We start from the raw sequence: 23895 nt of genomic DNA on the forward strand, positions 1-23895 counted from the left end.
CGGCATGGCGGTGGTGGTGATCGTCGGCTGCGGCGCGATGGGCTCGGTGTACGCCGGGCTGATGGCCGACGCCGGGCACGAGGTGCACGCCGTCTGCCGGCGCGCCGGGCACACCGCGGCGGTGCGGGAACGCGGCCTGCGGGTGACCGGGCACAGCGGTGACCGCACGGTCGGACTCGCCTCGGCGGTCCTCGACGCCGCCGACGTCACCCTCGACCGGCCCGCGGACCTGGTGATCGTCGCGACGAAGGCCTACGACGTCGCCGTCGCCGCGCGGTCGTGCACGCATCTGGTCGGCCCGGGCACGGTCGTGCAGACCATCCAGAACGGGCTCGGTTCCCCGGAGGTCGCGGCCGCCGAGCTGGACCCGGGGCGGATCGCGGTCGGCGTCGTCGGCGGGTTCGGGGCGTCGCTGCCCGAGCCGGGCGTCGCGCACCACAACGGCATGGAGATGGTCCGCTTCGGCCCCTACGACGGGCTGCCCGCGGCGCAGCTGGAGGCCTCGGCGGAGATCTGGCGCTCGTCGGGCTTCGCGGTCGCGCTCTACACCGACCTGGGCCGGATGGTGTGGGAGAAGCTGGTCATGAACGCGGCGTTCTCCGGCTCGACCTGTCTGACCGGGCTCACCATCGGCGGGGTGCTCGAGGACCCCGACGCCTGGGCCGTCGCCCGCGCCTGCGCGGCCGAGGCCGTCGCGGTGGCGGCGGCGTCCGGGGTGACCCTGCAGGTCGGCGACCCGATCGAGCACGTCCGTCGCCTCGGCGGCGCCATCCCGCACGCCCGCCCGTCGATGCTGCTCGACGCGCTCGCCCGGCACCGCTGCGAGGTCGACGCCATCAACGGGGCGGTGGCCCGCGAGGGCGCCCGGCTCGGCGTGCCGACCCCGGTCAACGACACCGTCGCCCGGACCATCCGGGCCCGCGAGAGGACCTGGCTGTGACCGAGCACCTCATCCGCTACTCCGGCCGCGGCGGCTTCACCCCCGGCGTGATCGCCCGGGCCCAGGGGAGCACCGTCACCACCGAGGACGGCCGGGAGCTGCTCGACTTCACCTCCGGGCAGATGAGCGCGATCCTCGGGCACTCGCACCCGGAGATCGTCGCGACCGTCCGCGACCAGGTCGGGCGGCTCGACCACCTCTACAGCGGGATGCTGTCGCGGCCGGTGCTGGAGCTGTGCGAGCGGCTGTGCGCCTCGGTCGGCGGCGGCCTGGACCGGGCGATGCTGCTGACCACCGGCGCGGAGTCCAACGAGGCCGCGATCCGGATGGCCAAGCTCGTCACCGGCCGGCACGAGATCGTCTCCTTCGCCCGGTCCTGGCACGGCATGACCCAGGCCGCGGCGAACGCGACCTACGTCGCCGGCCGCGCCGGGTACGGGCCCGCCGCCCCCGGCAACTTCGCGCTGCCGGTTCCCGACCGCTACCGCCCCGACCTCGTCGACGACGCCGGGGAGCTCGACTGGCGCCGCCAGCTCGACCTCGGGTTCGCCCTGATCGACGCCCAGTCCGTCGGCAGCCTCGCCGCCTGCATCGTCGAGCCGGTGCTGTCCTCCGGCGGGGTCGTCGACCTGCCGTCGGGCTACCTGGCGGCGCTGCGCGACAAGTGCCACGAGCGCGGCATGCTGTTGATCCTCGACGAGGCCCAGACCGGTCTGTGCCGCACCGGCGACTGGTACGCCCACCAGCGCGACGGCGTGGTCCCCGACATCCTCACGCTGTCCAAGACGCTCGGGGCGGGCCTGCCGCTCGCCGCCGTCCTCACCACGGCCGCGATCGAGCAGGTCGCGCACGAGCGCGGCTTCCTGTTCTTCACCACCCACGTCAACGACCCCCTCCCGGCGGCGGTCGGGCTCACCGTGCTCGACGTGCTCACCCGCGACCGGCTCGACCTGCGCGCCCGCGAGCTGGGCACGCTGCTGCAGGACGGTCTGCGGGACCTGGCCCGCACGACCGGGATGATCGGCGACGTCCGCGGCCGCGGCCTGCTGGTCGGGCTGGAGCTGGCGGGCTCCGACACCGACGCGCTCGGGGCGGCCGTCACCGCGCGGTGCGCCGAGCTGGGACTGCACATGAACATCGTGCAGCTGCCCGGCATGGGCGGGACGTTCCGGATCGCGCCGCCGCTGACCGCGACCGAGGCCGAGATCCGCCGCGGCGTGGACATCCTCGGCACGGCCCTGGGGGAGGTGGCTCAGCCCTCGACGGCGGCCGCGAGCCGGTCCAGCGTCGCGGCGAGCCCGTCGGCGTCGACGACGGGCAGGTAGGGCAGCAGCCGCTCCAGGGTGACCTCGGACCAGTCGTAGACGTGGGTGACCCGGGTGCCGTCGCCCTCGGGGGCGAGGTGATGGGCCCAGCGCTGCCCGCCCCGGTCGCCGCCGTGGGTGGCGGGCGCCCACTCGATCTCGCGGTCCTCGACGAAGGCGACGACGTGGTTGTCGACCAGGTAGTCGCCCATGTCGCGGCCGTGCATCTCCATCACGAACACGTCCCCGGCGCCGGTCAGCCTGCCCTCGGTGCGCGACCGGAGCACCGTGCCCGAGGCGTCGATCTCCGGGTGCCGGGCGGGGGTGGCGAGCAGGTCGAACACCGCCGACGGCGGCGCGGCGACGTGACGGCTGGCGCTCAGCGACTTCTCGGTCATGGGGCCCGGATACCCGTCAGCGCGGCGTGACGATCAGCAGCTTCCCGTCGGGCCGGACCCGGACAGCCGCCCCGGCCGGGTCGCCGGCGAGCAGTTCCAGCAGCTCGTCGTCGCGGCCGCAGCCGACGAACCGCGCACCGCCGTCGTCGAGCCGGCCGACGACGACCGCGTGCCGGCTGCCGTCGCGGTCGTGGCGCACCGTCCAGGTCTCGACGGTCGCGGTGCCGTCGGCGGCGGTCGTCGTCGGGACGGTGGGCACGGCGTCGAGCCGGGCCTGGAGTGCGGCACTGTCGTCGTCGCGCCAGGGGGTGGGGCGGGTGGAGTAGACCCCGGCGGAGTACTTGGACAGGAACCCGCCGTTCGCACCGACCAGGCCGTACGTGCCCGGGTCGGCCCGCAGGCGTCGCACGACCTCGGCGACCGCGTGCATCGAGTAGTCGTTCCCCGGCCCGCCGAAGAACGGCAGCCCACCGGTGACGGTGAGCCTGCGCGGGTCGTCGGCGGCCAGCCCGAGGGGGTCGGCGACCGAGGACACCGCGATCGGGAAGCAGGAGTACAGGTCGATCGCGGCCAGGTCGTCCACGCCGGTCCCGGCGCGGTCGAGGGCGCGCCGGACGGCGGCCTCGGCGGCCGGGTAGGCGCCCAGGTCGGGGCGGTCGAGCACGGCGCGCTCGGTGAGGTCGGCGTGGCCGTGCAGGAACACCCACCGCTGCGGGTCGATCCCCAGGTCGTGGGCGGTGCCGACCGAGGTGAGGAGGACCGCGGCGCCCTGGTTGACCTGGTCGCGCGAGACGAGGAACCGCGGGTACGGGTCGGTGATCATCCGGTTGCGGTCGTCGGCGGTGACGAGCTCGTCGGGCTTGCGGACCTGTGGCGCGGCGGCGTGCGGGTGCCCGGCGGCGACCCGGGTGAACGGCGCGAACAGCTCGCCCATCCCGTGGGCGTAGGCGTCCCGGCCGAGGCCGAGCCGGGCGCGTCGGGCGTTCTCGCACAGCGCGTAGTAGGCGGCGGGGGAGAGCACGCCGTGCGCCTCGGCGACCGGGCTGCGCAGCTCCGAGCCGTACCCGCGGTCCTCCAGCGTGCCGCCGACGTGCTCGCCGTGGTCGGGCCGCTCGGCCTCGGGGCGCGACATCAGGTCCCGCACGGTCGACATCGCCTCGGCCCCGACGAGCAGCACCGCCCCGGCCTCCCCGCGGGCGATCGCGCCGGCGAACTCGGTGACCAGCCGCTGCGGGGACTGCCCGCCGACGACGTCGAGCACCGCCCGCCGCGGGTCGGCGCCGACGCGGCGGGCGACCGCGCGCGGGTAGTTGTCCGCCCGGCCCAGCGGCGCGACCGCCCCGGGCACCGACATCTCGAACTGCCGCACCCCGGCGACGACGGTCAGCGCCGCCGCGACCGCGGCCGGGTCGGCGCCGGTGTCGGCGAGCGCCGCGGCGGCCGCGGCGGCGCCGAGCCCGACCGGTGACAGGGCGGCGTAGCCGGGCTCGCCGATCCGCTCCGAGGCCTCTCCGACCCCGACGACGACGGGTGTCCGCGGGTCGAGGCTCATCGGACCAGCCCCGCCAGCGCGGCGATGCGCTGCTCGCAGCCGCGCGCCATCTCCCGGGTGATCTCACCCGCGCCGCGCAGCTCGGTGAACGCGCCGACGACCTGCCCGACGAAGAACGACTGCAGCTCCGTCGCTCCCGGGTTCCCGGCGTCGGCGGCGGCGTCGATGCTCGACCAGGCCTGCAGGGTGAGCAGCGGCTGCAGCGGCATCGGCAGCGGCGCCGGCGCGCCGGGTGCGGACCACGCGTCGTGGTAGGCGCTGCGCAGCTGCCGGGCGGGCTTGCCGGTCCGGGCGGGGGAGCGGACGGTGTCGCCGCTGCCCGCGGCGAGGAACTTGCGCTTCACCGACTCCGGCGCCACGTCCTCCACACTGGACAGCCACACCGAGCCGCACCACACCCCGGCCGCGCCGAGCGCGAGCGCGGCGGCCATCTGGTCGCCCGAGGCGATGCCGCCCGCGGCCAGCACCGGACGGTCCCCGGCGACGCCGACGATCTCCGGGGTCAGCACCGTCGTCGCGATCGTGCCGGTGTGCCCACCGGCCTCGGTGCCCTGCGCGACGAGCACGTCGACCCCGGCCGCGAGCTGCCGTTCGGCGTGCCGGCGGGTCCCGACCAGCGCGGCGACGGCCATCCCGGCGTCGTGCGCGCGCTCCACGAGGTGCGGCGGCGCGGTACCGAGCGCGTTCGCGACGAGCGCCGGCCGGTGGGCGAACACCGCGTCGAGCTGGGCCTCGGCGCCGCGCCGGCTCATCCCCGCCGCGATCGCGTCGCGCCCGGGGTCGACCGGCAGCCGCGGGATGCCGTAGCGGTCGAGCAGGTCGTCGACGAAGGCGAGGTGCTCGGCCGGGAGCTGCGCACGCAGCGTGGCGACCAGGTCCTCCCGGTCGGCACCGGTGTCGGCGGTCTTCTCCGGGACGAGCAGGTCGACCCCGTAGGGGCGCCCGTCGAGCTGCTCCTCGATCCAGGTCAGCTGCGCGTCGAGCTCCTCGGCGGTGTAGGAGACCGCGGCGAGCACCCCGAACCCGCCGGCGCGGCTCACCTCGGTCACCACCGCGGGGGACCGGTTGAACCCGACGATCGGGTGCTCGACGCCCAGCAGATCGGTCAGCGCTGTCCTGATCACACCGGTGAGCGTATTACGGACGGACACCGTCCATAAGTGGGTCGGTGGTCACAGCACCGTCTGGCAGGATCGCCGCCGTGCCCCCGCCGTCGCGCCGCAGCGGACGTCCGCGCGACCCGGACGTCGACCGTCGCGCCCTCGCCGCCGCCCGCGAGGTCTACGGCGAGCGCGGCTGGTCCGGGCTGTCGCTGGAGGAGGTGGCCCGCCGGTCGTCGATCGGGAAGGGGTCGCTGTACCTGCGCTGGCCGACCCGGGCGGCGCTGCTGGTGGCCGCGGTGCGTGACCGGGCCCGGTTCGTCGCCGACATCGACACCGGCTCGCTGCGCGAGGACCTGGTGACCTTCGCCGAGCTGTGGACGGCGTTCGCCACCAGCGACGACGGCCGGCTGGTCGAGCGGCTGCTCGTCGACTCCCACCGGGTCCCGGAGATCGCGGGCGCGCTCGCCGACGACGCCTATCCCGAGCACGTCCGTGGCGCCCGGACGATGGTGCGCCGCGGCATCGAGCGCGGCGAGCTCCCGGCCGGGACGTCGGTGGCGCTGGTCGCGGACCTGGTCGCGGGGGCGGTGCGCAACCACGTCGCGACCACCCCCGCGCACCTCGCCGCCCGCGACGACGCCCGCGGCCACGCGGCCGCGGTCGTCGACACCGTCCTGGCCGGGGTACGGGCGCGGGCTCAGCCCTCACCGTAGGCGGCGGCGATCTCCTGCGGCCCGGCCCACCGGCTGTAGGTGGGGCCCTGCGGCCAGCCCTCGGGGGAGTCCTGCCAGACCTCCTGGCGGCCGTAGGGCAGCACGTCGACCAGCGGGAACAGGTGGGACAGCTGCTCGGTGCCGCGGCCGTCGGTGTGCCAGGTGCGGAAGACGCGGTCGCCGTCGCGCAGGAACACGTTGACCGCGAAGCCGCCCCCGGGCGGGGCGCCGACGTCGGTGCCGAAGCTGCTGTCGGCCGTCGAGTACCAGGTCATGGTGTTGCCGACGCGACGCCGGTAGGCCAGCGCCTCGTCGATCGGGCCCTGGGTGACGATCACGAAGCGGGCGTCGAACTTCTCCAGGCCGGCGAGCCGGGTGAACTGCGAGGTGAACCCGGTGCACCCGCCGCACTGCCAGTCGGCGCCGTCGTGCCACATGTGGCTGTAGACGATCAGCTGCGGGTGGCCGTCGAAGATCTCGGCGAGGCGGACGGGGCCGTCCTCGCCGCGCAGGACGTAGTCGGGCATCTCGACCATCGGCAGCCGGCGACGGGCGGCGGCGATGGCGTCGAGCTCGCGGGTGGCGGCCTTCTCCCGGACGCGCAGCGCGGCGAGCTCGCGCTCCCAGGTGGCGGTGTCGACGACGGGGGGCAGGGCGGCGGTGGTCGGCTCGGTCATGTGAGGGGTGACCGGCGTCGCGCCCGGAACTCATCGCTCACAGACCGGGCACAGGGAGTCGACAGCATCGCGACAGTGCCGGGACCGACGGTGATGCCAGTACGCCCCGACCCCGAGGAGATCGTCCGTGAGCACCGCGACCCCGGTCCGGCCGGGACGGCACCGCGCCGCCCCTCCGCAGTCCGCCCCGCCCCCCGACACGCGCCCCGGGACGGTCTCGGCGGGCGCTCCACGCTGGGCGCGGCCCGGGCTGGTGGTGCTGCTCGCCGCGACCGCGCTGCTGTACCTGTGGGACCTGTCGTCGTCGGGCTGGGCGAACGACTTCTACGCCGCCGCGGTGCAGGCCGGGACGCAGTCTCCGACGGCGTGGCTGTTCGGGTCGCTGGACTCCGGGAACGCGATCACCGTCGACAAACCGCCCGCGGCGCTGTGGGTGATGGTGGCCTCGGCGCGGCTGTTCGGGTTCTCCTCGTGGAGCCTGCTCGTGCCGCAGGCCCTGATGGGTGTGGGCGCGGTGGCCCTGCTGCACGCGACGGTGCGGCGGTGGGCCGGGCCCGCCGCGGGTCTGCTCGCGGGCGCGGCGCTGGCGCTGACCCCGGCGGCGGTGCTGATGTTCCGGTTCGACAACCCGGACGCGCTGCTGACGCTGCTGCTGGTCGTCGCGGCCTGGGCCACCTCGCGCGCCGTCGACGCCGCCTCGGTGCGGACGTCCACCTGGTGGCTGGTCGCGGCCGGGTCGGCGGTCGGGTTCGCGTTCCTCACGAAGATGGGGCAGGCGCTGCTGGTCGTCCCGGCGCTCGGGCTGGTGTACCTGGTCGCGGGCTCGCCGCGGCTGCGGACCCGGATCCTGCAGCTGGGTGCCGCGGTGGCGGCGATGGTCGTCTCCGCGGGGTGGTTCATCGCGCTGGTGGAGCTGTGGCCCGCGTCCGACCGGCCCTACATCGGCGGGTCGACGACGAACTCGCTGCTCGAGCTCGCGCTGGGCTACAACGGCCTCGGCCGGCTGCTCGGCGGCACCGGCAACGGTGGCGGCGCCGGCGGGGGTGGCGGTGGTGGCGGTGGTGGTGGCAACACCGGCTTCGGCGGCTCGGCCGGTCCGCTGCGGCTGTTCACCGGTGAGCTCGCCTACGAGATCTCCTGGCTGCTGCCGGCCGCGCTGATCCTGCTCGTCGCCGGGCTGTGGGTCACCCGGCGGGCGCCGCGGACCGACCGGACCCGCGCGGCGCTGCTGCTGTGGGGTGGCTGGACGCTCGTCACGGCGGCGGTGTTCTCGATGATGAGCGGCACGATGCACCCGTACTACACGGTGGCGCTGGCCCCGGGGCTCGCCGGAGTGGTGGCCGTCGGCGGGGCGGCGCTGTGGCGGGAGCGGGGTGCCCGGTGGGCGCGGATCGTCGCCGCGACGACGGTGCTCGTCACCGGTGGCTGGGCGGTCGCGCTGCTGGTGGTGAGCGCGGAGTCCTTCTCCTGGCTGTGCTGGCCGGTCGGGGTGGTCACGGTGGTCGCGGCGGGGCTGATGCTCGCGCCCGGCCGGGGACGCGCGGTGGTGCGGTCCGGTCTGGTCGCGGTGCTGGTGGCGGGGATGCTCGGGACCGGGGTGTACGCGGTGGCGACGGCGTCGACCGGGCACACCGGCAGCATCCCCTCGGTCGGGACGGTGTCGAGCTCGTTCGGCACCACCGCCGGTTCGTCCGGTGGTCCCGGCTCGGGCCCGGGATCGGCCGGTCCGGGGGGTCCGGGTGCGGCCGACGGCACGGGTGGGTTCGGTGGTGCCGGGGGAACGGCCCCGGGACAGGGCGGTGGTGGACCCGGCTCCGGCGGCGCGACCTCGGCGGAGCTGACCTCACTGCTCGCCGCGACCCGGTCCTCGTCCGGAACGACCTGGGCGGCCGCGGTCGCCACCTCCCAGACCGCGGCGTCGCTGGAGCTGGCGAGTGGGACCGCGGTCATGTCGACCGGTGGGTGGGCCGGCAGCGACTCCGCCGTCACCCTCGCCGAGTTCCGGTCCGACGTGGAGCAGGGCCGGATCGCCTACTACGTGGCGGGCGGCCAGGGCGGCGGCCCCGGTGGGCAGAGCGACTCGACGAGCAGCCGGATCGCGACCTGGGTCGCCGAGCACTACACGGCGACGACCGTCGGTGGTCAGACCGTCTACGACCTGTCCGCCCCGACCTCCTGACACGCTCGTCGCCACCTCGCGCACCCCATCGGATCGGTGGGGTGCGCGCGGCGTTGCCGGTGGGTATGTGCCCGGGCGAGGGGCTGTATCCGGTCCCGGCCCCGCTCCCGGTCCCGGCCGAGCCAGGCCCGACGTAGCCAGGCCCGACGGATGCGGGGACGGCGCCGACCACATGCCGGTCCGATGGGCCGGCGGCGGGCGGGTGGCGCGTGGCGACGCGACGTAGCCCGGCCCGACGCAGCCCGGCGTGCACGCCGGCGCCGCGACGGGGCGGTCGTCGGCGTCGAGGTCAGGTCGGTGCGCGCGGTGGTGGTGCGGGCGGCAGTGGTGGTGCCGGACCGCAGTACCTGTGCCCGGTCGGTGTCACGGTGACCACGATGCCGTCGGGTGCGCGGAAGACCTGCCACCCGGGTTGTTCGCGGACGTGGTTGTGGAACTCGCAGACTCCACGTCCGTTGTCCAGCTCGGTGCGTCCGCCGTCGGCGTCGCGGTGGATGTGGTCGAGGTGGCGGACGGGTGCGTCGCAGTAGGGCTCGGTGCACTGGTTCCCGGCGCGGGCTTTGACGAGGGTGGCGAGGAGTCCGGTGAAGGTGCGTTTGCGGGAGTCGCCGCCGATGACGATGCCCTGGTCGGTGAGCAGTCTGCGCAGGGATTTCGTCCCCTCGGGGGTGGCGAGCAGGTCGGCCGGGACCGGTCCGAAGCCGGGGATCTCGGCGGGGAGCGGGGAGGTCGGGTCGAGCAGGGCCTGGATCGGGACGGTGACCTGGACTTCGAGGTTCACCGCGGTCGCGGTGGCCTGTCCGGTCACCCGCTCCACCAGGGTGTCGGCCAGGACCTGTCCGCGGGTGCGGGTCAGGGGTTCGGGGTCGATCTGGATCTCGACGAACGCTTTCTGCAGCGCGGCCAGGCAGGCGGCGCCCTGTTCGACCGGGACGTAGGCGGTGAGGTAGCTCATCGCATCCGGTGCCGGGCGCAGTGTCACTCGGCGTTCGGCCTTGGCGGCGTGGACGCGGGCGCGGAAGCGGTCGGGGGCGATCTCGGCGACCAGACGCCGGGTCATCGCCCGCAGCCGCCCGATGCCGTACCGGGTGAGGTCGCGGACGGCGGCGAGCCGGGAGTCGACCCGCGCCCGCTGGGTGGTGTTCAGGTCGCGGCACTCGACGGCGATCGCGGACACCTTCGCGGCGCTGAGCTCGCCGGCTCGGTGCAGGCCACGGATCCAGTCGAGCCCGGAATGCAGGTCCCGGGCGTTCGCCGCCCGGGTTCGGGCCTCGGCGGTGGAGACCCGGCAGGCCAGCTGGATCTGGGCGACCACGCTGCGGTGGAGCTTCTCGGGATCCAGGTCGGCCGGGCCGTTCTCCACGTGGGAGCGGGCGAAGGCCCGGATCCGGGTGGACTGGAGCGCGGCGAGCGAGGCCTGGAGGGCTTCGATCTCCTGGATCTGGTCGACCAACTCCGACTCGGACCACGCGCAGGTGTCGGCGCTGAGGGCCTGTTCGACGAGGAACCGGAGCAGAGTGAGATCACCGGAGGGGAACCCGCCGCCGGGCACGCCGGTGGCGTGGGCGGGTGGTTCCTGGGTCGCGGTCACACCATCGACGATACTCGAACGTGTGTTCGATCGCCAGTTCGCGTTCGCGATCGCGAATCCGTGGCCTGCGGCGATGCGGACCGTTCGCGGCGGTGCCTTGTGGTGTGGTGGCCGCGCGCGGAAAGGGGACAGTGAGATGCCGACCGGCTGCATCGTGAGGTGGCGCGAGAGGGACGGCCGCACCGGGTACCCGTCGTGACGGCGTGGCCGCCACCGGCAGGAGGTGGCGAGGACGGATCGCAGACGGCTCCGGGCACTGGCCCGGGCCGGGGTCCGGCGACCGCGCCGGGGGACGACGCGCGGACGAGTGCGGCCATCGGAGTGACGCTGCCACCCGGCCGACGCGACCCGGAACCACGGAGCCCGACAGGGACCTCAGCCCCACTTCTCCCGCACCGAGGTGAACACCTTCTGCCCGTACGAGAACTCCACGACGTTCCCGTCCGGATCGGTCAGCGCGCAGATGTACCCCACCGGCCCCGGCATCTGCCGCGGCTCCCAGTGCAGGCACCCCGCGTCCCGGGCGCGGTCGGCGGCGGCGTCGACGTCGTCGCGGGTCGGCACCTCGATCCCCAGGTGGGCGAAGGGGCGCAGCAGCCCCAGCTCGCCACCCTGCTCGGCGTCGAACGACACCAGGACCAGCACCATCGGCGTCTCCACCTGACCGGCGTTGGACAGCCAGGCGCTCCGCCCGGCGTCGTCGGAGAAGCGTTCGACGACGGTGAGAGGTGTCATCGTCGTGTAGAAGTCGATGGCGGCGTCGAGGTCGCCGGTGGGCAGCGCGACGTGGGTCCACCGCGCCTCGGTCAGCTGTGCGTCGGTCACGGGGATTCTCTACCCGACGACGCCGCGGTCGTGCAGCCCGCCGATGGTGCGCTCGTCGAGACCGAGGACGTCGGCGAGCACCTCGTCGGTCTCCCGGCCCAGCTCGGGGGCGGCGCCGGGGTCACCGTGGTCGGCGTCCCACCGGATCGGCGAGCGCGCGGTGATGCCGGTGGCGCCACCGGGCAGCGCCAGGTCGGCGAGCAGCGGGTGCCCTCCGGCGCGGTGTTCGGCGACGACGTGGGTCATCCCCTGGTAGCGGCCCCACAGCACCCGCGCGGTGTTCAGCTCGGACTCGACGGTCGCCGAGTCGCGCGCGGCGAACCACGGCCGCAGCACCGCCGCGATCGTCTCGCGCAGCCGGTAGCGCTCGGTCTCCGAGGTCAGGTCGGCGTCGAGGGCGGGCTCCAGTGCGGCGAACACGTCGCCGGTCCCGGTGACCGACACCAGCGCGTTCCACTGCGCCGGGGTCAGCGCGACGACCATCACCCGGTTCCCGTCGGAGCAGGCGAAGTCGACGCCGAAGCTGCCGTAGACGTGGTTGCCGTGCCGCGGCCGCTCGTGCCCGCGCTCGTCGGCCTCGGAGAGCCACCCCAGGTTGGCGACGCCGGCCAGCGCCACGTCGGACAGCGCGATCTCGGAGTACACCCCGGCACCGGTGCGGGAGCGCTGGTACACCCCGGCGAGCACGGCCGTCGCGACCGACATGCCGGTGACCAGGTCCCACGCGGGCAGCACGTGGTTGACCGGAGCCGCGCCCTCCTCGCTGCCGGTGATCTGCGGGATCCCGACCTCGGCGTTGACGGTGTAGTCGACGGCGGGGCGGCCGTCCGGGTAGCCCTGCACGCGCACGTGCACCAGGTCCGGGCGACGCGCGACGAGCGCGTCGTTGGCCATCCAGCGGCGGCCCACGACGTTGTCGACGAGGACACCGCGGTCCGGGCCCGGCGCCGTCGCCAGGCCGAGGACGAGCTCGCGGCCCTCGTCGGAGCGCAGGTCGATGCTGATCGACCGCTTGCCCTTGTTCAGCGATGCCCAGTAGTAGGAGTCGCCGGTGCCGTGCCCGGCGGCGGGCCAGCGACCGTGGTCGGGGCCGCCCCCGAGCGGGTCGATGCGGATGACCGAGGCCCCGAGCTGCGCGAGCGTCATGCCACCGGTGGGACCGGCGACGAAACTCGCGCACTCGACGACGTGCAGACCGGAGAGCGGGCGCGACATGGCGACCATCCTGCCCGGCGGTGCGGCCGGACGGATCAGAGGTGTTCGATCAGCCGCTGACGGGCCAGGCGCTCGACCATCTCGGGGAGCGCCGCGGCGGAGACGACGTCGAGGTCGCGGCGGGAGCCGCGCACGACGTGGTCGACGAGGTCCTGGGTGAAACGGCCGGCGAACTCGGCGGTGAGCCGGTCGACGGCGCCCCGGACGGTGGGGTCGGTGACGGGTGGGTGGACGGAGGCCTGCACAGGAGTGGTCGTTTCGGTCGAGGTGGTGTCCGGTACGCGGCGGAGTGCCGCGCCGCGCGGGTTCGCGCGGTGCCGGTACGGGTTCGGTGGCACCGGCCGTGGCCGGGGCGCCGGGTGGGCGCCTCCCGGGGACGGTCCGGGCGGTTGGTCACGGCCGGCGTGTCACCGGGCGCGATCGACTGAGACCACCGTATCGGACATACGGGTGGCGCGTCGACCGATTACGCGGGCCCCGGCCGGTCGCGGTCGAGGTGGACCTCGCGGTCCGGCTCGACCGCGGCCACCCCGGTGACCGCCCGCAGGGCGTCCGGGTCGTCGCACGTCCCGACGACCACCCCGACCCCCGTGAGCACCTTCTCCACCTGCAGCCCGGCGGCCGCGCAGGCCCGCGCGACGTCGTCGGCGACGTGCCCGTCGGCCACCGACACCAGCAGCCTCCCGGTCGTGCTCATCGGCCAGGGGCCCGGACGAGGCCCGCGCCGACGTCGCCCGAGGGCAGCGGCAGCCGCTGGGCGGCCTGCGTGAGCTGGGTCCACAGGTCACGCCCGCGGGCCCCGGTGCGCTGCGACCACAGCGCCGCGATCCCGGAGACGTGCGGGGTGGCCATCGAGGTGCCCGAGATCGTGTTGGTGCGCTGGGGCATCGGCCACGACGAGTAGACGTCCACACCGGGACCGGCGATGTCGACCTGCCCGCCCTCGACCGCGGAGCTGGCCGCGGAGAAGTCGGCGATGGCCAGCGCGGCGTCCACCGCGGCGACCGCCATGATCGACGGGCTGTTCGCCGGGACGCCGACGAAACCGACGTTCCCGGTCGAGCGCTCGGCGTTGTTGCCGGCCGCGGCGACGATCAGGGTGCCCGCGTCCAGCGCGCGCCGCCCGGCGTTCTCGTAGGCGGCGGAGACCTCGTTCAGGTCCGCGCCCAGCGACATCGACACGACCTGCGCGCCGGAGGAGATCGCCCACTCGATGCCCTCGAGGATGCCGGCGTCGGTGCCGGAGCCGTCGTCACCGAGCACCTTGCCGACCAGGATCCTCGCCTCGTGGGCGATGCCGTAGCGGCGTCCCGAGCCGGGGGCCAGCGGCCCGCAGGAGGTGCCGATGCAGTGCGTGCCGTGCCCCTGCACGTCGGCGACCTCCTGGCCGTCGACGAACGAGCGCGACTCGATCTGCCGCCCGGCGAAGTCGGGGTGACCGAGGTCGAGGCCGGTGTCGAGGACGGCGACGGTGATCCCGGCGCCGGTCTCGGCGGCGACGTCCGCGCCGGTGGCCTGCAGCCCCCAGGTGACCTGGTCGTTGTCGGCGAACCGGGCCGCGACGGGCGCGTCGGCGGTCTCCGACGCGGCGGCCCGCTCGGCCAGGAAGCCCGCCGCGTCGGCGAACCCGCGCAGGTAGTCGGCGCTCAGCCCGGGCCCGGACAGGGCGCGCAGCACACGTTCGGGCTCCACCGACAGCACCCGGCGGTCGGCCCGCACGGTGCGCAGCCGGGCCGGGTCCAGCTCGGCGACGGCGACGCCGAGCCGGGCGAACAGCGTCGGGTGGACCCCCGGGGTGTCGTCGCGGCTGCTGGTCACCTCGGACAGACCGGTCAGCTCCGCCACCGCCGAGCGTGCCGTGTCGTGGTCGGCCAGCAGGTCGTCGCTGAGCACCAGCAGGTACCGGCCGGTCAGCGTGCCTGCGGTCCGGCCCGGGACGGCCGCGTGCGGGTCCACCATGTCGCCTCCGTCGATCGACTCGTGACCACCCATCGTGCCCCAGTGATCGCGCTCCGGCACGGTCTGCGGGCGAACGGGTGGTGACGGCTCAGGGCTGCTGCCCGACCGTGTCCGCCAGCAGCGCCTCGGCGACCACGTGCAGCTTCCGGTTCGTCTCGTGCGAGAGCCGGCGCAGCAGGGTGAACGCCTCGTCGGCGGAGCAGCCGCGCTGGGCCATCAGGGCCCCCTTCGCCTGCTCGATGCTGACGTGCCGGGCGAAGCGGGCCCGCAGGTGGCTGTTCTCGGTGTCCAGGGCGCGGGCCAGCGCCGCGGCGGCGAGGTCGCTGCCGTCGGGGCCGGGGCTGATCAGGCCGGTGACGTCCTCGATGTGGTGCAGTACCCCGATGACCCGCCCGTCCGGGGCGACCAGCGGGGAGTTCACAGTGACCCACACCCGTTCGACGAAGCCGGACGTGCCCGTCGCCGCGGGCACGTCGTGACGCTGCACCGGCAGGTGGTCGCGCAGCCCGAGGCGCAGCACCCGCGACAGCGACGCCGTCAGCCGCGCGACGCCGTCGGCGCCGGGCTGGTGCGGGTTGTCCGGCAGCGCGGCCGTCAGCGGCCTGCCGACCAGCTCGCCGGGCGCGCGCAGGGTCGCCGCGCAGAAGGCCGCGTTCGCCCCCACGACCGTGAGCTCCCCGTCGACGACCACGTACGGGGAGCGCGTGGCACGGAACGCGGGATCGTCGCAGCAGGCGCGCAGGATCTGCGCGTCCGAGGACCCGGAAAGCATCTCGACCTCCGCCGCGCCGGAAACGCGACGGTTCGGCGGGTGCCGCGGCGAGCGGCACCGGAGGCCTGGCCCGGCGCGTCCGGCAGATGATGTCTGCGCGGAAACGGTTCCCGGGGCGGACCCCGGGATGCCGGGCCGGTTGCTTGACCCTGCGTGCACGCGTCCGGAACCTGACGGTTCGCGGACGTCGGGAAGAACGTTAGGACAGTGCGTCACACCTGCTGACAGCGGGTGTCCGATTACTCCGGACGCCGCGTTCGCGACCCCCGGATGCAGTGACCGGATAGTCCAATCCATATCCGAAGTTACGGTAGGGTCGCGTCGACCCCACCCGGAACGCCCCCAGGAGCAACGATGCTCGGTCTGATGCAGGACCGTCCCCTGACGCTGCCGCACGTCTTCCACCGTGCCGAGCAGTACTTCGGACACAAGGAGATCGTCACCGCCACCCCGGCGGGGACGGTCCGCACCACCACGGTCGCCGAGTGGGCCGTGCGCACCCGCCGGCTGGCCACCGTGCTCGACACCCTCGGCGTCTCGGCCGACGGCCGGGTCGGGACGTTCTGCTGGAACACCGACCGGCACCTGGAGCTGTACCTGGCGGTGCCGTGCACCGGCCGGGTCCTGCACACGCTCAACCTGCGGCTGTTCCCCGACCAGCTCGTCTACGTGGCCGACCACGCCGAGGACGAGGTCGTGTTCGTCGAGCGCTCCCTGCTCGGCCTGTTCTGGCCGCACGTGGACCGGATGACCACGGTGCGCCACGTCGTCGTCATCGACGACGGCGCGCCGACCGAGATCCCCGACGACCCGCGGATCCGGCTCTACGAGGAGCTCCTGGCCGCGGCCGAGCCGTTCGCGGGCCGGTTCGTCGTCGAGGACGAGAACACCGCCGCCGCCATGTGCTACACCTCCGGCACCACCGGCAACCCCAAGGGCGTCGTCTACTCGCACCGCTCGACGCTGCTGCACTCGCTCGCGACCCTGTTCGCCGACGGCGTCGGGCTCTGCGAGCGCGACGTGGTCCTGCCGGTCGTCCCGATGTTCCACGCCAACGCCTGGGGCCTGCCCTACGGCTGCCTGCTCGCCGGCACCTCGCTGGTGCTGCCCGGGCCCGGCATGACCCCGGACGCGGTCCTGACACTGATCCAGGACCACCGGGTCACCGTCGCCGCGGGCGTCCCGACGATCTGGATGGGCCTGCTGCCCAAGCTCGGCGAGTATGACTGCTCGTCGCTGCGGATCCTGCTCTGCGGCGGCTCGGCGGTGCCGAAGTCGATGTCGGAGGGCTTCCGCGCCGCGATCGGCCTGCCGGTCCTGCAGGGCTGGGGGATGACCGAGACCTCGCCCGTGGCGACCCTGGGCGTGCTGCGCTCCCAGCACGACGACCTGTCCGACGACGACAAGGCCACCGTGCGCGCCCTGCAGGGCCCCCCGGTCCCGCTCGTCGACCTGCGCATCGCCGACCCCGAGACCGGTGCCGAGCAGCCCTGGGACGGCACCACCAGCGGTGAGGTGCAGGTGGCGGGCCCGTGGATCGCCTCGGAGTACTACCGCGGCGAGGGCGGCGGCACGCAGTTCACCTCCGACGGCTGGCTGCGCACCGGCGACGTCGCCGTCGTCGACGGCTCGGGCTACGTCAAGCTCGTCGACCGCACCAAGGACCTGGTCAAGTCCGGTGGTGAGTGGATCAGCTCGGTCGAGCTGGAGAACGAGATCATGGCGCACCCGAAGGTCGCCGAGGCCGCGGTCATCGCGATCCCGCACGAGCGCTGGGTGGAGCGCCCGATGGCGTGCGTCGTGGTGAAGGACGGCGAGACCCTCACCGCCGACGAGCTCATCGCCTTCCTCACCGACCGGGTCGCCAAGTGGTGGCTCCCCGACGCCGTCGAGTTCATCGACGAGGTGCCCAAGACGAGCGTCGGCAAGTTCTCCAAGAAGACCCTGCGGGAGAAGTTCGAGGGCTACTCGCTGAGCTGAGCGGCCGCCTCGCGGTCCGTGGTCCCGGTGCGTGGCGCCGGGACCACGGCCGCGCCGCCCTGCTCGGGGATGACACCGTCCGGGACGGCCGCGGCGGCCCCGGCGAGCAGGTCGAGGCAGTGCACCTCGCCGCACCCGTCGCCGACGACCACCGTCCCGCCCCCCACCGCGACCGCGGTCAGCGGCGCGTCCAGCGGCACCCGGCCGAGCGCCGTCGCCGAGGTCAGGTCCCACAGCACCGCCGTGCCGTCCGAGCCCGCGGTCACCGCGCGGCACCGGCCCGCACCGGCGGCCGCGGTCAGGTGCGCCGCGTCGGCGCGCACCGTCGTCACCGTGGCCGACCCGGCCCGCCAGACGTGCACCCGGCCGTCGGCGTCGCAGACCACGCCGTGGCAGCCGTCGTCGTCGACGGCGACGGCGGTGACCAGCCCGGCCGGCAGCGCCACCGTGACCACCTCCGCCGAGGCGGGCCGCCAGCAGGCCAGCAGGCCGTCCGCGGCGAGCAGCACCGTCGCCCCGCCGGGGGTCGGCGCGGCCACCCGCGGTGCCGACGGCAGCCGGGTGGTGCGGAAGGCCCGCCCGCTGCGCGCGTCGCGCACGGCGACCGTGCCGTCCGGCTCACCGGTCACCACCAGCGCGCCCCGCCCGGCCAGCACACGGCCGGGCAGCGACACCGCACCGGCCCGCACCCCGGTCGTCGCGTAGCGCTCCTCGACGGTCGCGGTCCCGGTGACCGCGAACAGCCTCGTCCCGGACGGGTCGAACCACAGCGGGCCCGCACCGGCCGGGACGCCCCAGCGACGCGCGCCGGTGGCCGGGTCGTGCGCGAGCAGCCCGTCGGAGCGGCGACCGGCCGAGACGACCAGGCCCGTGCCCGCGGCGACCGCACCGACCGCGGGGGAGACCCCGGCGTGCCCGCCGGCACCCGGCCGGGCCCGTGCCGGGTCCCAGACCAGGACACGGCCGTGGTCGTCCCCGGACGCGACGACGGTGCCCGCGGCGTCGGCGGTGACCGCCCGCACCGCGGCGCCGTGCCCGGCGAGCTCGGCGACCGGGCCGGGGCCGGTGGTCGGGACGAGCTGCACGGTCCCGTCCACCCGCCCGACGACGACCCGGCCCTCACCGGCGCACGCGGCCGCGGTGACCGCGACGCCGTCGCCGGGGACGTCGAGCCGCACCGCGTCCTGCGGCACCCCGTCGACCAGCGCGAACACGTGCAGCGCGCCGTCGGCGGTGGCCGCGAGCAGCTGCCCCGCCGTCGGCACCACCACGGCGACCACGGCGGGCCCGCCCTCCAGCAGCCCCAGCGGGGCCCCGGTGGCCGGGTCCCAGGACCGCAGCGTGCCGTCCACCCCGCCGGACACGACGGTGCCCTGGCCGGTCGCGGTCAGCGCGGTCACCGGGCCGGCGTGGCCGCGGGCGACCGAGACGGCCGCGCCGCTGGTCACGTCCCACACCCGCACCGCGCCGTCGGCGCCGCCCGCGACCACCCGGGTCGGGGCGGTCCCGGTCACCGCGAGCGCGGTCACCGGGCCGGGCCGCCCGGCCAGGGTCGTGACCTCGGCGCCGCGGGCCGGGCCGTCGGTGGCCAGCACCCGCACCACGGGGTCGTCACCGGCGAGGGCGAGCAGGCCGCCGTCGGGGGACAGGGCGACCGTCCGGGCGTGGACCGCGGAGGCCGGGGGTCGCGGACCGCCGGGCCCGGCCAGCGGGTCCGGGACCGCGTGTCCGGTCCCGGCGTCCCAGGCGCCGCTCTCACCGGAGGCGTCGAGCGACAGCAGCAGGCCGTCCGGCCCGGCGAGCAGCGCGACGACCGCGTCGCCGTGGCCCTCCATGACCCGGCTCAGCGCGGCCGACGGCGGCCGGGTGCGCCAGCGGGTGGTCAGCGCGGGGACGCCCTGGGCGGTGAGCCGGGCCCGGGCGGCCCCGGCCAGCGCGGCCTCCCCGGCCAGGACGGCCCCGGCGAGCAGGTGCTGGGCGACCGGCGCGGTGCCGGAGCGGCGCAGGTGGTGCGCCTCGAGGTCCAGGACGCGGCGCAGCGCCTCGGGAGTCACTCCGTCCGGCGCGACGCCCGGGTGCTCCCCGTACGGCGGTTCGCCGGCGGCGATGCGCCGTTCCAGCCCGTCCCAGAACGTCTCGACGGCCATGCGTGTGAGCCCTCCCCGGGGTCGCGTTCGGTTACCTGTCGTGGCCCCGCGCCCCATCGTTAACGTGGGAGGGGGTGTCGCCACCCGAACCGGCGGTGACCGGCGGCGAGCCCTCGGTGACCGGCGCGCGGCCCGTGGGTGTCGGGGACAGGGGCTACCGTCCGTCCCATGCCCGCCACCACTCGTGCCGTCCTCTCGCTCGCCGAGATCGCGGTGTTCGCGCCGCTGGTCATCGCGCGTCGCACCGCCCGGATGCTCACCTCGGGCTTCCCGCCCCCGGCGCGCGAGGTCCGGGAGTTCCACCGGATGTGGGCCGAGAAGGTCGACGGGTTCTCCCGGGCCGCGGTCGTCCTGGTCACCTCGAAGCCGGGCCCGGAGACCCTCGGGCGGGCGCTGGAGCCGATCCGCGCCCGGGTGCGGGCCAACGCCCGCCGTCTAGGCTGACCGCCCGGCGAGCACTCGGGGGTGCGGTGTGACGGAGGGGACGGCGGTCCGGCGCGGACGGCGGCCGATGAGCGACCGTCGCCGCACCCTGCAGCGCCTGGAGATCTCCCGGGCGGCGATCCGGCTGTTCCGCGAGCACGGCGTCGCCGCGACCGGCGGGGAGCAGATCGCCGAGGCGGTCGGGCTGTCGGCACGCACGTTCTGGCGCTGGTTCCGCACCAAGGAGAGCTGCGTCGAGCCGGTGCTGAGCCTGGCCACCGACGCGTTCACCGCGAGCCTGGCCCGCTGGCCCGCGGGCGTCGCGCTGACCGAGCACCTCGCCGGGGACTACGCCGAGCACCCGGACGCGGGGCCGGACGACGGTGACCTCGTCCTCGCGGTGATCCGGATGAGCCGCTCCGAGCCCGCCCTGCGCGCGATCTGGCTGGTCGTGCAGGAACGGGCCGAGCCGGTCCTGGCCGGGATCCTCGCGGGACGGTTCGGCCGCGACCCCGAGGACGTCGCCGTGCGGGTGCAGGCCGCGGCGCTCAACGGGGCGCTGCGGGTCGCCACCGAGGACATCGCAGCCGCCACCGCCGACGGGCGCCGCCCACCGGCCGCGCAGCTGCGGGAGCGGCTGTCGGCGGCCGTCGACGCCGCGACCCACGGCGTCGACGGCGAGCGGGCGGCCGGTCAGGGGCCGACCCGCAGCACGTAGCCCGCGCCGTTGACCGCGACGAGCACGGAGTCGTCGTCGGCCCCCGCGACCCCGGCGAACGGGGCGGGCCGGGCGGCCGCGCCGCTGCGGCAGTCCGCGGGAACGTGCGGCGGCCGCACGTCGAAGGGCAGCCCCGACGCCGCGACGGTGACCGCCCGGCCGTCCGGGTCGATGCGCAGCAGCCGTCCCGCGGCGGCCTCGGCGCACCACAGCGCGCCCCCGGCCACGGCGATCCCCTCCGGCCGGTGCAGGCCCGCGGCGAGGACGGTTCCGGCGCCGGCGCCCTCGTCGCCGCGGGTGAGCCGCACGACCTGCCCGCCGCCGGTCAGCGTGACGTAGGCGGTGCCGGTGCCGTCGACGGCCACGTCCACCGGCCCGTCGAGACCTGTGGCGAGCACGGTGACGGTGCCGTCGTCGGCGAGGTACAGGACCCGCCCGGCGCCGGTCTCGGCGACCAGCAGCCCGTCCCGGCAGGAGGCGACGCCGGTCGCCCCGGCCAGCCCGTCGGCCAGCGGCGTCCAGGAGCCGGGATGTCCGCGCCACACCCCGGTCCCGGTGGTGACGACCGTGTCGCCGTGGTGCCGGGCGAGTCCGCGGACCCCGCCGCGGACCTCGGTGACGACGTCGCCGAGCGCGGTGACGGCGCCGCCGGCCACCCGGGCCAGGGAGAAGTGGTCGGCGACGAGCGCGCCCGCACCGTCGGCGGCCACGCCCCAGGGGCCGCACAGCCCGGCCGGCAGCATCGTGGTCACCGTGCCGTCGACGCCGGCCCGGACCAGCCCGCCGTGGAAGGCGCCGGTCACCCAGGCCGCGCCGTCGGCGGTGAACACCACGTTGTCCGCGCCGCCGACGCCGGTGTCGAGGGTGGCGGTGACCCGCCCACCGTCGGCGGTCCACAGGGCGCCGCGTCCGCCGTTGGACAGGATGCGCAGCCGTCCCGCGGGGTCGAAGCGCACGGCCACCGGCCGGTCCAGCCCGGTGAGCAGCCGTTCGGGGGCGCCGCCGTCCGGGTCGACCCGCCAGACCTCGCCGGAGAGCAGGTGCGGGTAGTACAGGAGCCCGTCCGGGCCGACCTCCATCGCGTTGCCGAGCGCGAGCCCGGTCGCGAGCACCCGCGGCGGCCCGCCGGTCGGGTCGATCTCCAGCAGCCGGCCGTCCGGGCACAGCTCGTTGACGAACAGCCGTCCGCGGTGCCAGGCGATCCCGTCCGGGGCGGTGATCCCGTCGGCGACGACGGTCATGGCCCCGTCGGACGCCCGGCGCCACACCAGCCCGGCGGGCAGGTCGACGACGAACAGCTCGCCGTCGGCGCCGAACACGAGGTCGTCGGGCGCGGTGAGCGGCCCGTCCGGCCCGAGCACCGTCTCGAGCCCGCCGGTCGCCGGGTCGAACGCGGACACGGTGCCGCCGAGGAACTGCGCGATCCACAGCCGGCCGTCCGGACCGGCCACGATCCCGTTGGACGCCCACAGCGGGTTCGGCGGGCACAGCGGTTCGGCCCGCAGCCCGGGCGTGGTCCGCACGGGTCCCCGGTCCGGCCCCGCGACCGGGCGCACGCTCACGGGGCGCCGCCGGAGAGCACGTCGTCCATCCCGCCGGCGCGCCAGTCGCGCAGGATCTCGTGGAACTCGACCGGACCGCCGCCGAACTGCTCGCTGCGCTTCCGCGGGCGGCCCTCGAAGTTGTAGTAGCCGGGTGTGCACCCGGCGAGGAAACCGTGCTGGTCCTGCGCCCGCTCGCGGATGGTGGCGACCCACGCCGCCTCCGCCTCGGCGGTCGGCTCGACGACGCGGACCCCGCGCCGGTCGGCCTCGGCGCAGACCGCCGCGATGTGCCCGGCCTGCTCCTCCAGCACGTGCGCGAAGTTCACCGACGCCGAGTTCTGCCCGGCCCCGACGTGGAACAGGTTGGGGAAGCCGCGACTGACCCAGCCGTGCAGTGTGGACAGCCCGTCCGCCCAGTGCTCGGCGAGGGTGACGCCGTCGCGCCCGCGGATGTCGGCCCCGGCCCGGGTGGCGGGGTCGGCGCCGAGCTCGAACCCGGTGGCGAACACGATCGCGTCCACCGGGTACTCGACGCCGTCGACCACCAGACCGTCGCGGGTGATCCGCTCGACGCCCTGCCCGCCGGTGTCGAGCAGCGTCACGTCGTCCCGGTTGAAGGTCTGCAGGTAGGTGTCGCTGAAGGTGGGCCGCTTGCACATCTGGCGGTACCAGGGCTTGAGCGCCGCGGCCGTCGCCGGGTCGGCGACGATCTGGTCGACCCGGGCCCGGATCTCGTCCATCTTCTCGGCGTCGGCGATCTCCAGCGCCTCGGCCGGGTCCTCGGTGCCCCGGGTCCGGGCGAGCCGCTGCGCGCCCCGGATCGGGGCGGTGTCGGTCCACCTGTCCGCGACGCCGTCGGGGCCGTGCGAGCCGTGCGGCGCCGGTCGCATGTCCATCAGGTTCAGGAAGTCCTCGCGACGGCGGCGCTGCCAGCCCGGGGTCAGCGCCCGCCACCAGGCCTCGTCGTAGGGGGCGTCGTCGCGGGTGTCGACCGACGACGGCGTCCGCTGCACGACGTAGAGGTGCCGCGCGGCCCCGGCCAGGTGCGGGACGCACTGGATCGCCGTGGCCCCGGTACCGACCACGGCGAGAGTGCGGTCGCCGATCCGGTCGAGCGGGCCGCCCCGCTCGTCGCCGCCGGTCCAGCCGTAGTCCCACCGGCTGGTGTGGAAGGTGTGCCCGGCGAAGTCGGCGATGCCGGGGATCCCGGGCAGCTTGGGCCGGTTGAACGGCCCGGAGGAGATCACCACGAACCGGGCGGTGACCGCGTCGCCGCGGTCGGTGCCGACCTGCCAGGCCCGCGCGTCGTCGTCCCAGACCAGGGTGGTGACCTCGGTGTGGAACAGGGCGTCGCGGTAGAGGTCGAAGTGCTCGCCGACCGCGCGGGCGTGCGCCCGGATCTCCCCGCCCGGCGGGTAGCGACGGCTGGGCATCCCGCCCAGCTCCTCCAGAAGCGGCAGGTAGATCGAGCTCTCGATGTCGCAGGCGATGCCGGGGTAGCGGTTCCAGTACCAGGTCCCGCCGAGGTCCCCGGCGACGTCGACGATCCGGATCCGCTCGTGGCCGGCCTGCCGCAGCCGGGCCGCGGCGACCAGCCCGCCGAAACCGCCGCCGACGACCAGCACGTCCACCTCGTCCCGGACCGGGTCGCGGTCGGTGGGCTCGGACCACGGGTCGTCGGCGTAGAAGCCGAACTCCCCGGTCGACGCCCGGTACTGGGCGGTGCCGTCGGGGCGCAGCCTGCGGTCGCGCTCGGCGCGGTAGCGCTCCCGCAGCCGGTCCAGGTCGGCCGCGGTGGGGTCGGTGGTCCCGGTCGTCGTCACGCTCGTGGCTCCCTCGGCGTTGCATGATCACG

Annotated in this window: 21 protein-coding genes; 7 read left to right on the forward strand and 14 right to left on the reverse strand. The window is 75.6% G+C overall.

Annotation, left to right across the window (positions count from 1 at the left end; all coding sequences use genetic code 11):
* The first annotated feature begins 4 nt into the window (after positions 1–4).
* Both KPL57_RS04375 and KPL57_RS04380 read left to right on the forward strand, forming a co-directional pair.
* Positions 5–940, forward strand: a complete 936-nt coding sequence (locus KPL57_RS04375) for a ketopantoate reductase family protein (RefSeq protein ID WP_226350566.1) — start codon at positions 5–7, stop codon at positions 938–940.
* Complete coding sequence (locus KPL57_RS04380) at positions 937–2265, forward strand: aspartate aminotransferase family protein (RefSeq protein ID WP_374203657.1); 1329 nt, start codon at positions 937–939, stop codon at positions 2263–2265. The genes KPL57_RS04375 and KPL57_RS04380 overlap by 4 nt, the downstream gene beginning before the upstream one ends.
* Here the strand turns inward: KPL57_RS04380 and KPL57_RS04385 are convergent.
* Genes KPL57_RS04385 through KPL57_RS04395 form a run of 3 tightly spaced genes read right to left on the reverse strand, consistent with a single transcriptional unit; the run spans position 2193 to position 5318 of the window.
* Positions 2193–2642 carry an SRPBCC family protein gene (locus KPL57_RS04385; RefSeq protein WP_178373219.1) on the reverse strand — a complete coding sequence of 150 codons (450 nt, stop codon included), beginning with the start codon at positions 2640–2642 and terminating at the stop codon, positions 2193–2195. The genes KPL57_RS04380 and KPL57_RS04385 overlap by 73 nt on opposite strands.
* A gap of 16 nt (positions 2643–2658) precedes the next feature.
* Complete coding sequence (locus KPL57_RS04390; protein WP_226350567.1) at positions 2659–4194, reverse strand: acetyl-CoA acetyltransferase; 1536 nt, start codon at positions 4192–4194, stop codon at positions 2659–2661.
* The gene (locus KPL57_RS04395; protein ID WP_226350568.1) at positions 4191–5318 is read right to left on the reverse strand and encodes a nitronate monooxygenase family protein; all 1128 of its coding nucleotides are present in this window, start codon (positions 5316–5318) and stop codon (positions 4191–4193) included. Before KPL57_RS04395 ends, KPL57_RS04390 begins: the two co-directional genes overlap by 4 nt.
* A gap of 77 nt (positions 5319–5395) precedes the next feature.
* On the opposite strand from KPL57_RS04395, the gene KPL57_RS04400 reads away from it, so the two are divergent.
* Positions 5396–6010: a TetR/AcrR family transcriptional regulator gene (locus KPL57_RS04400; RefSeq protein WP_226350569.1), complete on the forward strand. Its 615-nt coding sequence runs from the start codon at positions 5396–5398 to the stop codon at positions 6008–6010.
* Here the strand turns inward: KPL57_RS04400 and KPL57_RS04405 are convergent.
* Positions 5995–6687, reverse strand: coding sequence for a DUF899 family protein (locus tag KPL57_RS04405; protein WP_226350570.1), 693 nt, complete (start codon positions 6685–6687; stop codon positions 5995–5997). The two genes, KPL57_RS04400 and KPL57_RS04405, sit on opposite strands and share 16 nt — an antisense overlap.
* A gap of 127 nt (positions 6688–6814) precedes the next feature.
* Between KPL57_RS04405 and KPL57_RS04410 the strand changes: the two genes are divergently transcribed.
* Positions 6815–8866 (forward strand): glycosyltransferase family 39 protein, encoded by a 2052-nt coding sequence (locus KPL57_RS04410; RefSeq protein ID WP_226350571.1) that lies wholly within the window; start codon positions 6815–6817, stop codon positions 8864–8866.
* 289 nt (positions 8867–9155) lie between these two features.
* Here the strand turns inward: KPL57_RS04410 and KPL57_RS04415 are convergent, their stop codons facing one another.
* From KPL57_RS04415 to KPL57_RS04445, 7 genes are all read right to left on the reverse strand, one after another.
* Positions 9156–10457, reverse strand: coding sequence for an HNH endonuclease signature motif containing protein (locus KPL57_RS04415; protein WP_226350572.1), 1302 nt, complete (start codon positions 10455–10457; stop codon positions 9156–9158).
* 375 nt (positions 10458–10832) lie between these two features.
* Positions 10833–11282 (reverse strand): VOC family protein, encoded by a 450-nt coding sequence (locus tag KPL57_RS04420; protein ID WP_060711293.1) that lies wholly within the window; start codon positions 11280–11282, stop codon positions 10833–10835.
* A 9-nt stretch (positions 11283–11291) separates the two neighbouring features.
* Complete coding sequence (locus tag KPL57_RS04425) at positions 11292–12497, reverse strand: CoA transferase (protein WP_226350573.1); 1206 nt, start codon at positions 12495–12497, stop codon at positions 11292–11294.
* Between the two features lie 35 nt (positions 12498–12532).
* Complete coding sequence (locus KPL57_RS04430) at positions 12533–12742, reverse strand: hypothetical protein (RefSeq protein WP_226350574.1); 210 nt, start codon at positions 12740–12742, stop codon at positions 12533–12535.
* A gap of 221 nt (positions 12743–12963) precedes the next feature.
* Positions 12964–13194 (reverse strand): hypothetical protein, encoded by a 231-nt coding sequence (locus KPL57_RS04435; protein WP_226350575.1) that lies wholly within the window; start codon positions 13192–13194, stop codon positions 12964–12966.
* Entirely contained in the window at positions 13191–14456 is a 1266-nt protein-coding gene (locus tag KPL57_RS04440; protein ID WP_226350576.1) for a S8 family serine peptidase, read from the reverse strand. The genes KPL57_RS04435 and KPL57_RS04440 overlap by 4 nt, the downstream gene beginning before the upstream one ends.
* An 88-nt stretch (positions 14457–14544) precedes the next feature.
* Positions 14545–15228 carry an ANTAR domain-containing protein gene (locus tag KPL57_RS04445; RefSeq protein ID WP_226350577.1) on the reverse strand — a complete coding sequence of 228 codons (684 nt, stop codon included), beginning with the start codon at positions 15226–15228 and terminating at the stop codon, positions 14545–14547.
* A gap of 354 nt (positions 15229–15582) precedes the next feature.
* On the opposite strand from KPL57_RS04445, the gene KPL57_RS04450 reads away from it, so the two are divergent.
* Positions 15583–17208 (forward strand): long-chain fatty acid--CoA ligase, encoded by a 1626-nt coding sequence (locus KPL57_RS04450; RefSeq protein WP_226350578.1) that lies wholly within the window; start codon positions 15583–15585, stop codon positions 17206–17208.
* On the opposite strand, the gene KPL57_RS04455 is transcribed toward KPL57_RS04450, so the two are convergent.
* A complete protein-coding gene (locus KPL57_RS04455) occupies positions 17193–19355 on the reverse strand; it encodes a WD40 repeat domain-containing protein (protein WP_264197581.1) in 2163 nt (720 codons plus the stop codon). The genes KPL57_RS04450 and KPL57_RS04455 overlap by 16 nt on opposite strands.
* 168 nt (positions 19356–19523) lie before the next feature.
* On the opposite strand from KPL57_RS04455, the gene KPL57_RS04460 reads away from it, so the two are divergent.
* Both KPL57_RS04460 and KPL57_RS04465 read left to right on the forward strand, forming a co-directional pair.
* Positions 19524–19799: a hypothetical protein gene (locus KPL57_RS04460; protein ID WP_226350580.1), complete on the forward strand. Its 276-nt coding sequence runs from the start codon at positions 19524–19526 to the stop codon at positions 19797–19799.
* 67 nt (positions 19800–19866) lie between these two features.
* Positions 19867–20496 (forward strand): TetR/AcrR family transcriptional regulator, encoded by a 630-nt coding sequence (locus KPL57_RS04465; RefSeq protein ID WP_226350581.1) that lies wholly within the window; start codon positions 19867–19869, stop codon positions 20494–20496.
* On the opposite strand, the gene KPL57_RS04470 is transcribed toward KPL57_RS04465, so the two are convergent.
* Entirely contained in the window at positions 20472–22019 is a 1548-nt protein-coding gene (locus KPL57_RS04470; RefSeq protein ID WP_226350582.1) for a hypothetical protein, read from the reverse strand. The genes KPL57_RS04465 and KPL57_RS04470 overlap by 25 nt on opposite strands.
* Before the next feature lie 35 nt (positions 22020–22054).
* Positions 22055–23863 (reverse strand): NAD(P)/FAD-dependent oxidoreductase, encoded by a 1809-nt coding sequence (locus KPL57_RS04475; RefSeq protein ID WP_226350583.1) that lies wholly within the window; start codon positions 23861–23863, stop codon positions 22055–22057.
* Between the last annotated feature and the right edge of the window lie 32 nt (positions 23864–23895).

It is taken from the genome of Pseudonocardia sp. ICBG601 (assembly GCF_020496245.1).

Bases quoted from the DNA above. Each gene is read 5' to 3' on its own strand.
- KPL57_RS04375 (WP_226350566.1), top strand. From the start codon at position 5: ATGGCGGTGGTGGTGATCGTCGGCTGCGGCGCGATGGGCTCGGTGTAC.
- KPL57_RS04385 (WP_178373219.1), bottom strand. From the start codon at position 2,642: ATGACCGAGAAGTCGCTGAGCGCCAGCCGTCACGTCGCCGCGCCGCCG.
- KPL57_RS04390 (WP_226350567.1), bottom strand. From the start codon at position 4,194: ATGAGCCTCGACCCGCGGACACCCGTCGTCGTCGGGGTCGGAGAGGCC.
- KPL57_RS04405 (WP_226350570.1), bottom strand. From the start codon at position 6,687: ATGACCGAGCCGACCACCGCCGCCCTGCCCCCCGTCGTCGACACCGCC.
- KPL57_RS04425 (WP_226350573.1), bottom strand. From the start codon at position 12,497: ATGTCGCGCCCGCTCTCCGGTCTGCACGTCGTCGAGTGCGCGAGTTTC.
- KPL57_RS04435 (WP_226350575.1), bottom strand. From the start codon at position 13,194: ATGAGCACGACCGGGAGGCTGCTGGTGTCGGTGGCCGACGGGCACGTC.
- KPL57_RS04440 (WP_226350576.1), bottom strand. From the start codon at position 14,456: ATGGTGGACCCGCACGCGGCCGTCCCGGGCCGGACCGCAGGCACGCTG.
- KPL57_RS04445 (WP_226350577.1), bottom strand. From the start codon at position 15,228: ATGCTTTCCGGGTCCTCGGACGCGCAGATCCTGCGCGCCTGCTGCGAC.
- KPL57_RS04450 (WP_226350578.1), top strand. From the start codon at position 15,583: ATGCTCGGTCTGATGCAGGACCGTCCCCTGACGCTGCCGCACGTCTTC.
- KPL57_RS04455 (WP_264197581.1), bottom strand. From the start codon at position 19,355: ATGGCCGTCGAGACGTTCTGGGACGGGCTGGAACGGCGCATCGCCGCC.
- KPL57_RS04460 (WP_226350580.1), top strand. From the start codon at position 19,524: ATGCCCGCCACCACTCGTGCCGTCCTCTCGCTCGCCGAGATCGCGGTG.
- KPL57_RS04465 (WP_226350581.1), top strand. From the start codon at position 19,867: ATGAGCGACCGTCGCCGCACCCTGCAGCGCCTGGAGATCTCCCGGGCG.